Origin of the sequence: Sinomicrobium kalidii, from assembly GCF_021183825.1 — a bacterium.
GTDB classification, from domain to species: domain Bacteria; phylum Bacteroidota; class Bacteroidia; order Flavobacteriales; family Flavobacteriaceae; genus Sinomicrobium; species Sinomicrobium kalidii.
In genome coordinates this window covers 1,482,971-1,496,210 of the sequence record NZ_CP089211.1, presented here as the reverse complement: position 1 = coordinate 1,496,210, position 13,240 = coordinate 1,482,971, and the positions used below count along the sequence as shown (strand labels likewise).

The 13,240-nt window shown below is 45.5% G+C and carries 7 protein-coding genes; 4 read left to right on the top strand and 3 right to left on the bottom strand.

Translation table 11 applies throughout. The features are described 5' to 3' along the window. Positions 1–505: 505 nt before the first annotated feature. Entirely contained in the window at positions 506–3,532 is a 3,027-nt protein-coding gene (locus LS482_RS06005) for a TonB-dependent receptor (protein WP_233030847.1), read from the bottom strand. A gap of 93 nt (positions 3,533–3,625) precedes the next feature. Further along, positions 3,626–4,744, bottom strand: coding sequence for a FecR family protein (locus LS482_RS06000; RefSeq protein ID WP_233030846.1), 1,119 nt, complete (start codon positions 4,742–4,744; stop codon positions 3,626–3,628). 104 nt (positions 4,745–4,848) lie between these two features. Between LS482_RS06000 and LS482_RS05995 the strand changes: the two genes are divergently transcribed. Further along, a complete protein-coding gene (locus LS482_RS05995) occupies positions 4,849–5,409 on the top strand; it encodes an RNA polymerase sigma factor (RefSeq protein ID WP_233030845.1) in 561 nt (186 codons plus the stop codon). Between the two features lie 229 nt (positions 5,410–5,638). Continuing rightward, a complete protein-coding gene (locus tag LS482_RS05990; protein ID WP_233030844.1) occupies positions 5,639–7,174 on the top strand; it encodes a rhamnogalacturonan acetylesterase in 1,536 nt (511 codons plus the stop codon). A gap of 66 nt (positions 7,175–7,240) precedes the next feature. On the opposite strand, the gene LS482_RS05985 is transcribed toward LS482_RS05990, so the two are convergent. Then, entirely contained in the window at positions 7,241–8,599 is a 1,359-nt protein-coding gene (locus LS482_RS05985; RefSeq protein WP_233030843.1) for a sulfatase family protein, read from the bottom strand. 383 nt (positions 8,600–8,982) lie between these two features. Between LS482_RS05985 and LS482_RS05980 the strand changes: the two genes are divergently transcribed. Beyond that, complete coding sequence (locus LS482_RS05980) at positions 8,983–9,693, top strand: FadR/GntR family transcriptional regulator (RefSeq protein WP_233030842.1); 711 nt, start codon at positions 8,983–8,985, stop codon at positions 9,691–9,693. A 309-nt stretch (positions 9,694–10,002) separates the two neighbouring features. Then, entirely contained in the window at positions 10,003–13,227 is a 3,225-nt protein-coding gene (locus tag LS482_RS05975) for a SusC/RagA family TonB-linked outer membrane protein (RefSeq protein WP_233030841.1), read from the top strand. Positions 13,228–13,240: the final 13 nt, after the last annotated feature.

The following is a 13,240-nucleotide window of genomic DNA, read 5'->3' as shown; positions in this document are numbered from 1 at the left end:
TATAACACAAAACGGATATCAATTTTATATAGAACTGGATGAGGAAAACAAAAATGTTCCGGAGATTCCGGGACTGGTAAATTATATTGTTTTTTCAAAGCAGGATGTGTTCGGAAATAGAAGGAGATGCAAGTATGGTCATCTTACTGATCTGCCCAGTATAATTCATCGAAACAATACATTGAAAAAAACATGGTACAGCCGGATTTTCGGAGATTCAAGTTGCAGGTTATAGGCCTCAGGAATGGTACGTACTGTGCGATAACTTTCCCTGTTCCGATTGGAATGCCTCATCTTTTCAAAAGGTCTGAAGCACTGTTTACCCAACCTGCAACTTGCAATATCCGATGATTTACGAACTCAAAACTCCGCAGCTTTTATCTTGATCCCGTTTCACAACTGTCTTTAGGACCTGTATCTCCCGGTCTCAGGTCTTACATTTCATATCTGAAATCTAAAGTTGCCTGCAACATGTGAGTTCGGCCCCGGTTATATTGAGATCCTTTTAAAATTTTATGGCAAGTCTGCTGAATATCCGTGTTCCGTCAATACCGAATTGTGTTGTCTGCCAGGGATACTTGAATCTGCCTACAAAATCCAGGTTCCTGTCATTGGGTATGCCTCCGTTGTGTTCATAGGCATCTGCAAATGTATCGGGATATACGTTAAAGAGGTTGTTGGCCCCGAGAGTTAATTTTATTTTATCGGTAAAAGCGTAGGTGAAACTCAGGTCTGTCAGTAATTTTCCCCCGTAGGTGGCGTCGTCTTCCGGATTGGAAGGGTGTCGGTACGTTACTTTTCCGTAGTTGAGGAACGATAAAGTAGTGGAGAACCTGCTGATCTCATAAGTTCCGGAAGCCACGATCTTTTGTCTTGGTCTCCAGGTTTCCACCCTTGACACGTCTTCCCTCGAAAAAATATCGTCTTCCAGGTCGTTTTCCACTATAAAATCAGGTAAATGGGTTCCTGTTACTTCTGTTTTATTGAAGTTTGCGGCAATACTACCACTGAGTGTTCCGCTGCCTATGACTATATTGTCGTAACTGAAAACGGCATCTATACCACGTGTTCGCGTATCTATGGCATTTAAAAAGAAGCCCGCGGAGCCTACATTCACACTTTGTAAAGTTTGGTCTATGGGGTTTTCCGGGTCTCCCGTAGGGGTAACCTGTCCGGAAAGCACGATCCTGTCGTCCACATCTATCTGGTAGGCATCGACGGTAATGCCCATTTTCCGGTTGATGCGATAAGTGATCCCCGCGCCTATGTTAAAAGAGGTCTCGGGTTCCAGCCTGGGAATTCCCAGTGCTCTGAGGGCCGGGTCTGCATTGTTCAGGATTCCGTTCTGCCGTACCCCGTCCTCGGTAAGTGTTGTGGTCATTGCCGTATAGTAGATCTGGTGCAGCGCAGGAGCCCTGAAACCGCTGCTCAGCGAAGCCCTCAGGGATAATTTATCGTTGAGTGTCTTTACCCTGGAATTGAGTTTCCAGCTTACGTTAGACCCGAAATCACTGTAATTTTCATACCGTACCGCCCCGCCGATAAGGAAGCTTTCGGTGATATCGGCACTTATATCGCCATAGATCCCGAGGTTGTTCCTGTAGTCATTAGAGGCATTTTCCGGGGCAAAACCGCCAAATGATTCCGATCCTGTACGGTCATCGGGATCATCCGGGGTGCCGTCACCATAAGAGGCTTCTTCCCCTGCCTCGATCACAAAATGTTCGGTTCTGTGTTCTGCACCAAAGGCAACGGTCAGGGCTTCAATACCAATATCTTCAAAGGTGCGGACAATATCGAGGTTATTCACTACATGACTGAACTGGTGTGCCCCGTTAAAAAAGTCGGACGGGCTGCTGGCTCCGTAGGACTGGTTGAAGGAATTGGTGATGTAATAGTCTATCCTGTTCCTGCCCAGGGTTGAGCTCAGGTCAAAGTCCCAGCCGTTATAGGTGGTTTTTAATCCCAGCGACAAGGTATAGTCGTTGATCTGGGGAGACATTTCGGGAAGAAAATATTCGGCACCGGGATAAATTTGTTCCAGGCCGCTCACCCAGTAAGAGGTCCTTGCAAACTGGGGAGCAGAGCCTTTTCTGTTGGCCAGGGTACCAAAAGAATAGACCTCCGTATTGGTTCCCTCATCCAGGGTGTACCCCATATTGTATGAAAAATTGGTAATGGTCATATCCGGGAGGCCAACCTGGAAGCCTGCACTGGGATTTCTGTTTAAAAAATCTGCGAGGTCATCGGTATTGTATTCCGTTTCGTCGGTTATTCCCCAGTAATCCGCTTCGGCATCCACACTTGTAATGGTCCCTGCCCGTTGTGATTTCTGCTGGTCGAAATAATTCAGGGTGAAGTTGGCATATCCCTTGTCCAGCAGGTCAACACCGAAGCCTGCTTCTATCTGGAACTGCTCCCCGTCTCCTTCTGTCGTGGAACTGAAACTGGTATTGATATAGGGTTCCGACTTTTTCTTGAGGACCAGGTTGATAACCCCGGCCACGGCATCCGATCCGTATTGTGCGGCAGCGCCGTCCCGTAACACTTCCACGCGTTCCAGGGCTGCCGAGGGAATGGCTTTCATGTCCACCCCGACTTCCCCGCGACCGGGAGTTACGTAGCTGTATACCAGCGCACTGGCATTTTTTCGTTTTCCGTTAACCAGTACCAGTGTTCTGCTGGGAAAAAGTCCCCGAAGATCGGCAGGGCTGAAATGGGCGGCCGCATCCGATATGGGTTGCTGGGTGGCATTGTAGGAAGGAACTTTAAACATTAATTGCTGGTCCAGAACCCCTTTTCCGGTTTGCTGTAATTCCGCAGGTTTTAAATTGTCTACCGGTACAGGAGAATCAAAGGAAGTCCTGGGTTTTCCCCTGCTGGCCACCACGATCACATCGTCGAGCTGGGCGGCGGCCTCTTCCAGTGCAATTTCCACGGTGTCTTTTCCGCTGATATCAACTTCCTGCGGCTTAAACCCGATATAGGAAACCACAAGCGTGTTTTCACCCGAAGGTATTGTGAGTAAAAAATTTCCGTCAAAGTCGGTCTGCGTCCCTATCGAGGTCCCTTTTACCAGGACATTAGCCCCGGGAAGGGGAGTGCCACCGGCATCGGTAACCTTACCGGAGATTTCGCGCTCCTGTTCTGACGAGTCGTTGTTTTTCCTTTTTCTCAGCACAATTTGTTGCCCAATGATGGTATAGGTGATCGTTGTGTTTTTAAAGAGCGTGTGCAATACGGTATCGATCTCTTCCTTATGGGCCGAAATAGATACTTTTTTACGGGTGTTGATGTCTTCATTCCGATAAAAGAACTTGTAATCGGTTTGCCTTTTAATTTCTTTCAGGACCCTTTTTACGGGAACATTTTCAAGACTGAACTCCAGTTTGTTCTGAGGATAACCGGAATTGGCCGTAATTTGAAGAATGCCGGATAAAAAGAATACCAAAGCTATTTTTACATTTAAATTTTTGGATGTCAATGAGAAGCTATCATGACAAAAGAGGGTGAACAGAAGTCTTTTTTTCATAATTTTGATGGCTTTAGTTTATTAATACTTCACGGTTTGGTAATCATAAAGCTTATGAGGGGAAATGCGTCAACATTTCCCCTTCTCGCTTTTTTAATAGATAATTATTTTTCCTTTTTCTTTCCTGTAATTGAATTTTATACTGCTGCTTATGATTTTCAGGATATCGTCCATGTTTTCCCCGTCAAATTCTCCTGTGAATCGTTCTTCCCGGATTTCCGGCAGGCGATTTACGATATCCACGTTATAGACCCGTTCTATCTTTAAAACAATATCCTCGAATGATTCATTGTCAAATACCACCCGCTGGTCCATCCAGGCCGTAAAGATGTCGGTATCCACCCGAAGGACTTCTATGTTCGCCGTGTTTTTGTCGTATGCGGCCTGCTGATTGGGTTTGAGTATCACCGGAATTGTTTGTTCGTCCGGGGCGCTTACCTTTACGGAACCGTCTACCAGTGTAGTGTTGATGTGTGTGCCGGAATCATAGGACGAGATGTTGAATTTTGTCCCCAATACCTCGATCTCCAGTTCGCCGGATTTTACAATAAACGGTTGTTCCCTGTTGTGGGCCACCTCAAAGAAGGCTTCCCCTTTCAGGGATACCGTTCTTGTTTTTCCGGTAGTCAAAAATTTTTCAGGGTATCTGATCCGGGTTTCTGCATTTAACCATACTGTGGTGCTGTCTGAAAGCACTATCCTGAAAACCCTTCCCCGGGGTACTTTTAACGTGTTATATGCAGGGGTTTCCGGATCGTTTTTTTCGGAGGGGGAGAGGTAGGAAAGTTCTTCTTCCCGTTCCGGAATGATCTTTTCGGTGCCGTCATGGCTGATTAATACAATATCGTTATTTTTTTCCGTAGCCTTTGCTTTTTCAACAATATTCGGCGCGTTCTCATTGCTGTAAAAACCATTCGTATAAAAATAAAAAGAGAGCAGAATAACTACCAGGGCCGCTGCATACCCGTATATATTGCCAATTTTTACCGGCTGCTGTCTTTTTTGGGACGGAAGACTTATTTTTCCCCGGATCTTTTCAAAAGCTTCTTCTTCATCAAAGGAATATCCCTCCTGTTGGGTATAGTTCCACAGCCTTACATGTGCTATGAAGGCTTTTTTATTGGATTCATTTGCCCGTACCCAGTCGAGCAACTCCTTTTCCTCATCGGCCGAAGCTGTTCCGTTAAGATATTTTTGAATTAATGACAGCATTTTATTATTTTCGGTGAGCTATTTTTTTAGAAGATGCGTTTTTAGTTAAAAACCCCTATATAAAATTGAAATATTTTATACTTTTTTAGTTGTAAAAAATATAAATGACCCGTATACCCGATTCTTCACTGAAAACTGCAGCAACGTTTGAAAAGCTTTTTAAGCGGTACTATGCCTGGTTATGTCATTATGTTACAAAACTGTCCGGAGATCCGGACCTTGCCGAAGACCTTGTTCAGGAAGTGTTTATAAAATTATGGGAATCAAGGTATTATATTACTGTCCGTACCTCGTTTAAACATTACCTGTTTAAAGCGTGTCACCGCAGGTTTCTTCAGTATGTCCGGGAAGAGAAGAAAGAGAATAATTTACTGAATACACTGAAATGGGAAACCCTGTACGATCTGCAGGCAGAAGGGCCACAGCATATGTCTGTAAAAATACAGGCTGTACGGCAGGCTATAGATCAACTCCCGCCCAAGTGTAAAGAAGCCTTTTTACTGAGCAGGTACAATCAATTAAAATACCGGGAAATTGCCGAGGAAATGGGAATTTCTATTAAAACGGTGGAAATTCACATATCAAAGGCCCTTGTACTGTTAAAGCAAAATATCTCCTTCCCGTTATATCTTTTCATTCTTATTTTTCAGGAATTTCTGAACTGACAAATACATTTTTAATTGTGAAATCATCATAGTACAGGATGGCGGTCAATCTCAGCTTTAATATATTGGCCCGAACATAATGTATAACCCGGATGTGAACTAAAAACCGGAAAGTCCGGATTTTTCGAGGAGTTTATGACGGAATACGAATGAGTTTACGGTTTATTTGAATGCCTTGCGGGCTTTCCCTCCCCGGGGTAATTGACTTCAGCAATGAAAATTATAAATAATGAAAAATACGATAGTACTATCCTTAGTCGCCCTGCTATGCGTTCAATGTGAAAACCCGAAGGGTTCTGATGTGAAACCAACGGTTTATATGGTAGGCGATTCAACAGTTAAGAACGGTAGGGGCGATGGCGCAGGTGGCTTATGGGGATGGGGTGATTTCATAGGGCAGTACCTGGATACAACACGGATAGCAGTTGAAAATCATGCGTTGGGTGGTACCAGCAGCCGTACCTTTATCCAAAAAGGCTTGTGGAACACCGTACGGGATAGCCTGAAAGCGGGAGATTATGTACTCATCCAGTTTGGGCACAATGATAACGGCCCCATCAATGATGACTTCAGGGCACGCGGAACAATTAAGGGAATTGGTGACGAGACAGAGGAAATTGACAATATGCTTACCGGGGAACACGAGATCGTACATTCGTACGGATGGTATATACGCAAGATGGTCAAAGAAGCGAAGGACAAGGGCGCCGTTCCTATTGTAATGTCGCCCATACCCAGAAACAGGTGGGCCGAAGGAAAAGTGCCGAGAAATGATAATTCCTATGGCCTGTGGGCCGGGCAGGTTGCGGAACAGGAAGGCGTTACATTTATAGATTTGAACGATGAAATGGCGATGCAGATGGAAAAACTGGGAAAAAACCGCGTTTATGGTAACCTGTTCTATAAAAAAGACCATACGCATACCAGTGCCGGGGGCGCTGTATTGGCTGCATCCATAATCGTAGATGAACTGAAGGAGACCGATAATGCCATAAAGCAGTATTTTCTTGAAAACCCGGAAATAGTACTCCCGAAAAAAATAAACATATATCTTATCGGGGACTCCACGGTGGCCGATAATGGCGATCCCCAAGCTGTGGGCTGGGGGACCGAACTTTATAAATATTTTGACACTACCCGGGTGAATATTATCAACAGGGCCCGCGGGGGCAGGAGCAGCCGGACTTTTTACCATGAAGGATTATGGCAATCGGCGTATGATACCCTTTCCCGGGGCGACTATGTACTGATGCAATTCGGACATAACGACGGAGGGTATATCGATAAACCGAAATACAGGGGATCATTAAAGGGCACGGGCGACTCTACAGTTGTCGTTACCCGGAAGGACAATACCAAAGAAGTTGTACACACCTACGGATGGTATATGAGTACGTTTATTAGTGAAACCCGGGAAAAAGGAGCTGTACCTGTTGTGTTCAGCCATATTCCGAGGAATAAATGGATTGACGGAAAAGTGGAAAGAGCGGACAAGACCTACGGAAAATGGGCCGAAGACATCGCCCGGAAGTACAATGCCGGATTTATTGACCTGAACGATAGTATTGCCTTGGCCTATGAAAAGATGGGAGCCGGTGCGGTCAAAAAATTCTTTCCCAGGGACCATACCCATACCAATAAAGAAGGAGCGTCATTAAATGCAGGAATAATTGCCCGTTGCCTACGAAAGATGGAGGGGATTGATTTGAAAGAATATATTGTGTCCGAAAAGAAACTCGACAGACCTTCCGGAAACAGCAGATAGTGGTTCAGTGAAATTCGGTTCATACACCGGCTTGTCGGTATTGAGGAAAAGTATCCGGTAGTTTTTCTATCGGCGACCTGTTATGTCAAGGTTTACTTTTTTGCTGTCTTTTTGAAACTCGGCGGTCAGTTTCTTCTGTAATTTTACGGTAATTTCGGGCTCCCCGGCTGTGAGATTGTGTGTTTCGTAGGGATCGTTCTCAATGTTGTACAGTTCGTAAAGAGGAGCGGCATCAACAGTTCTTGTCCGTATCAGTTTCCAGGGTTTTTCTATGAAACACTCCTGAAGATGTCCCCGGATATAAATACCATTGGCTGTTGGTTCGGAAAGGTTTAAAAAACAATTGGATACATCCGTTCCCTCTACGGTCGGGGGAATTTCGGTATTTCCTGCCAGATGGACCAGGGTGGGCATCATATCGGTTACGGAAATATAATGATCGCTGACACGTCTTTTCGTCTGTCCTTTCCAGTAGACGATGGCTGGGACTCTTATGGCCCCTTCATAGTTGGAGGTTTTCCAGTCCCGGAGGGGAAGGTTTTTTCCGAGTTCGGAGCACGGCCCGAATTTGCCCCCGTACTGTTCTTTCGGGTACCAGTTTTCCATAGCCCCGTTATCACTGAAAAAGAGGATAATAGTGTTTTCAGCGGATTTTTTGTCGTTGAGTTTTTTTAAAATTTTTCCGATGGCCGCATCCATATGGGTCATGGCAGCGGCATATGCAATCCTCGATGTATTTCTGAATGTGTTTTTATAAGGTTTTTTCCATTTTTCCTCTTCCTGCAACGGAAAATGCGGTGCGCTGAATGCAATTTGAACAAAAAAGTTTTCCGAGGGGTCTTGTAGCCCGTCCAGCCATTTTATGGTTTCATTTGCAATCAGGTCGGTGGCGTGTCCCGGTTCATCAATAAAAATTCCGTTTCGGTGCCAGCTCCGGTCCCCGTTTTTATAATGATGGGTGTATTGGTCTATCTGTCCGTGTAAAAAACCGTAGGAGTAATCGAATCCGTATTTTTCGGGGCCGCTTTCCGGATGGAGACCGAGGTGCCATTTTCCGAAAAGGGCGGTTTTGTATCCCTGTTGTTTTAATAACTGCGGAAGGGTGGTTATGGAATCGGGTAAGGCAAGTTTACTTTTATTACTGATGGGTGCCACAATACCCATCCTTCCGGCTGGTTTCCCGGTGAGAAAAGCAGCCCTGGTGGGAGAACATGTCGGGTGTACATAAAAACGGTTTAATCGGGTTCCCCGTTGTGCCAGTGTATCAATGTGAGGTGTTTTTATTTCCGATCCGTGAAATCCGAAATCACCCCAGCCCGCATCATCTGCAATTATGACAACAATATTCGGCTTCGTGCGGGATTGTCCGTATCCATAAAGCCCTGTGAACAGGAAAATGAGTAACAGCACCTTGAAAAACTTCATACATATAAAAGTTTGGCGTAATATTTTCCGAAATTAGGGAATAACGGTATTACCATTATCCTGTACTGTGCTGCCAAACCAAAAAAGCCCTGCAAATAATCCGGGCTTGCTCCTTTGCCGGGGAATATGGCATTGCTTTTAACACTTCCCGCTCGGCTTCTGTGATGAGGGTCTTCATATTGCGAAATGAGTCGGATTGAACGGGTGAATATACAAAGCATTTGGGAAAAGAATGGCCGGGTTATTATTTTTGGTATTTTGTCAAAACATAACAGGGGTGCCGTTTTCATAAGAATTTGGTATCCCGGTTTAAGATTTTATAAGTAAAAGTTGTTTATATTTGTAGTACATAAGTACTTTTTTGTTGATTTAAGTATATACAAATGATAAATAAAAAGAAAGACTCCGGGGACATTACCCTGGAACCACTGGAAAAAATTTCCATGACCGACAGGGTGGAGAACCGCCTGGGCGAGTATTTCAAAAGCCAGGGACTGGTGCCGGGCGATCCCATTCCTAAAGAACTGGAAATAGCACAGGCCCTGGGAGTCAGCAGGAACGTGGTACGCGAAGCGTTGAGCAGGTTTAAGATGCTGGGGATGATTGAGACCAGGAAGCGTCGCGGAATGGTCATGGCCCAGCCCGATATTTTAAATTCCATGGAACGTGTGCTCGATCCGTATATTCTCGACAAACATGCGCGCAAGGAAATTTTCGAGCTTCGGCTGGTACTCGAAATGGGACTGGCACATCTGTTGTTTGCAAGGATCAAAGATGAGCACCTGATTGAGCTGGAAGCTATTGTACAAAGGGAAATAAACGCAAAATCTGTTAAGGAACGGGTGCAGTGCGATATCGATTTCCACGCTACATTATATAAGATAGCCGGTAACGATATCCTCAGGCGTTTTCAAAAGTTATTGCTGCCTGTATTTGACTATGAATTATCCTATGAACTAAAACTTAAAGACAAGGTGACCCAGGGAAAAGTGACTCACAAGGGATTGCTTAATATCTTGAAAACAGGGACACCACAGGAATTTGAATCTGCCATGTATGAGCATTTGAAACCTCATTTTGATACCATTGTATAGCTCCTGCTATTTTTTATTCCATAAATAAAAATCAAACCGAACATTTTCTTTCCGTTAGTACCCGAAACCGGATTTTCTATCCGGTTTTGCTGTAAATGCCCCGTAATTTCCATCCCGGACATCAATTTTTTAGTACTGCAAAACGTAGTATATTCTTCTAAAATGTTATTTTGATAATATTTTAAGGGAGATTTTGCCTATATTTCTATTCAAAGGTGTCAATATTTTGGTTTATTCATTTTTTTTATTTTTATTTGTCCTACATAATTACATAACTACTTAACTTGAATTATGAAACCAATATTCCACATGAAAATTTTAGCAACGCTGACATTTGCCACTTTTTCCTTACTGTCGGTTGTTGCCCAAAACCGGTCCGTTGCCATAAGCGGTAAGGTCCTGGATGCAGAATCGGGAGCACCACTTCCCGGAGTGTCTGTTTTTGTAAAGGGCACCTCCACAGGTGTTTCGACCGATTTTGACGGTAACTTCTCGCTGGATGTTCCTTCGGAGCGATCGGTCATCGTTTTGCAGTCCCTGGGATATGTCAGCCGGGAACTTGTTGTCGGCGACCGGCGTGATTTTATCGTAAGCCTCGAAACCGATGTTGACAAGCTGGATGAAGTGGTCCTTATCGGTTACGGGAAACAATCGCGTACAACAGTAACCAATTCGCTCTCGCAGGTAGATGAGAAGGAAATGGAAAAAGCGCCCGGAGCCAATCCTTTACTGCAATTGCAGGGCAAAGTAGCCGGGCTTTCTCTTCAGGTTCAGAACGGACAGCCCGGGGCCAATCCCCAGATATTCATCCGGGGAGGTTCTTCCACATCACCCGAGGGCGATTCGCCCTTATTTATTGTAGATGGTGTTGTAGGAGGCATGCGTAATATCAGCGACCTCAATCCGGACGATATCAAATCCGTACAGGTGTTGAAAGATGCCGCCTCGACGGCCATTTACGGGGCAAGAGCGGCAAACGGTATTATTATCATTGAAACCAAATCCGGTACCGCCGGAAAGACCAGGATCAACCTTCGCCTCACCAGCGGGGTGGATGCCCAGCAAAAAAAACTGCCTTTACTGAATGCGAGGGATTACATATATCTCTCCCGTAACAATACCGGGATGTTCAACAATACCAACCCGGATTTCTTTCTGACCGGGGGAAGGTACGGGATGTCTACCGGGAACCCGAGAGACTCCAAGAATACGCTTGAATTCCTGGATGTTTACCTGGAAGAATACGGACAGGATTATGTAGCCGACCTGATTAACAACCAAGGCTGGGAAACCATGGACGATCCTGTGACCGGAAAAAAACTGATATTCCAGCACAACGACTACCAGGACGCCACATTCCAGACCGGCTACAGGAAGGAAGTGGATTTTGACATCAGCGGGGGAAACGAAAATATCACCTACTATTTCGGCCTGGGCTACCTGGACCAGGAAGGGATTGTACGGGGAACCGAATATAAGAATTACAGCTTCCTCTACAACGGAACATTCAAACTGAGCGATTCGTGGAGCCTTAATGCAAAAGCCAGTTTTCAACTGAGGGATGCCAATGCCCCGAATAACTACACGTGGGTACTGGGCAGAAGTATTCTCATGCCACCTACCTACAGGCAGTATTACGAAAACGGATTGCCTGCACCCGGAGAAGGCATATCTTCATTCCGCAACAGGCTGCACGAAATCTATTATAAAACAAAGTACAACGATGTCAATGTTTACAGGACAACATTCCAGCTTGGCGGGGTGTGGGAAATCAGTCCGGGCCTGCAGTTTGCACCCACGGCCTACTATTTCGGTACCGAGGGCATTGAAAATTATTTTGAAGCTTATAATGAAACGGTGACGAACCGTCCGGCTTCTGCCAGGCACAATCTCGACCGCCATTTACAATTTGATGGCCTGCTCACCTATGACAAGGAATTCAAGGGATCGCATTTTCTCAATGCCGTACTGGGAACCAGTTATAACCACGATTACAGTTACAGGATGAGCGGCAGCGGAAGGGAAGCCCTGACAGACCTGATCCCGACGTTAAATGCTACTTCCGAAGAAACACAAAGGGTGTCCACTACCAAATCGTATGATGCCATACTGAGTTTTTTCGGCCGTGCCAATTATCACTACGACCATAGGTACATGCTTTCCCTCAGTGCAAGGTATGACGGGTCGTCAAGGTTTGCCAAAAATAACAAGTGGGGATTTTTCCCGGGAGTTTCCGCAGGATGGAATATCCACAGGGAAGAGTTTTTCAGTTCGCTGGCTCCGGTGGTTTCCAATTTAAAACTTAGGGGAAGCTGGGGGAAAACAGGGAACAACAACCTCAGTATTTTTGACTCCAGGGGGCAGTATTCCACCGGTTATATGTATGACGGCAATGTGGGGATACTGAACACCACCCTGATTAATGACGATCTTATCTGGGAGGAGACAGCTTCCTTTGATGTGGGATTTGACATCGGTCTTTTCAATAACAAGGTCAATCTCCTGGTGGATTATTACGATAAACGCACCTCGGAACGCTTGTTCAACAAGCCGCTGTGGTCTTCCACGGGTTTCGGTTCCATTAAAAGCAACTTCGGGACCATCAGGAACAGGGGATTTGAACTGGAACTGAACGCCACGCCCGTTCAGAACGACAATTTTTCCTGGGACCTGAGCATGACTTTTGCCTATAACCGGGGAACTGTGGAGGAACTTCCGGAAAACGATGAATACCTGAACCGGATAGGAGGAAACTTTATTTATGATCCTTCAACCGGTGAGGAGGTCAAGGTGGGCGGACTTGCCGAGGGTGAACGCTTCGGGGGGCGATGGGCCTTTAACTACCAGGGCGTCTACCAGACCGATGAAGAAGCCAGTTCGGCCCCCAGGGACCTGAATGCTTCCGGAAGGACAAAAACCGCTGGTGATGCCATATTCGAAGACCGCAATAACGATGGGGTACTGGATAATCGCGATATGGTGTTTATGGGATATATCCGGCCCGATAAGACCGGGGGTATTGTGAACCAGATCAATTACAAGGGCTTTAACCTTCGTTTTGTTGCAGACTGGGGCATAGGACATGTTATAGATAACGGTTTTAAAGCCCGGGTTATGGGGAGCGCCCGTAACAATAACAATGCCTATAAAGAGGCGCTTACCGAAAGCTGGCAGTACGAAGGGCATGATGCCAAATACCCCAAATACAGTGTACAGAGCGATTACGATTACAATTTCAGAAACCACAACAGGTGGGATTACCAGATCGGGAACAACAGCGGGGGGAGCAATAACAGCCTGTATTACGACAAAGGAGATTTCCTCGCTTTCCGGGAAGTTTCCCTGAGTTACCGGTTCCCCGAAGACATGATGAACAAACTGAACCTGTCCGGACTCGAACTGTTTATCGGGATGTACAACCTGGGGTATATTACAAGTTATGACGGCCTGATGCCCGAAATTTATTCGGGACGGGATTACGGTACATACCCGAGGCCGAGGCAGTTAAACGTAGGTGCGAAAATCTCTTTCTAAATCTTAAACTCTC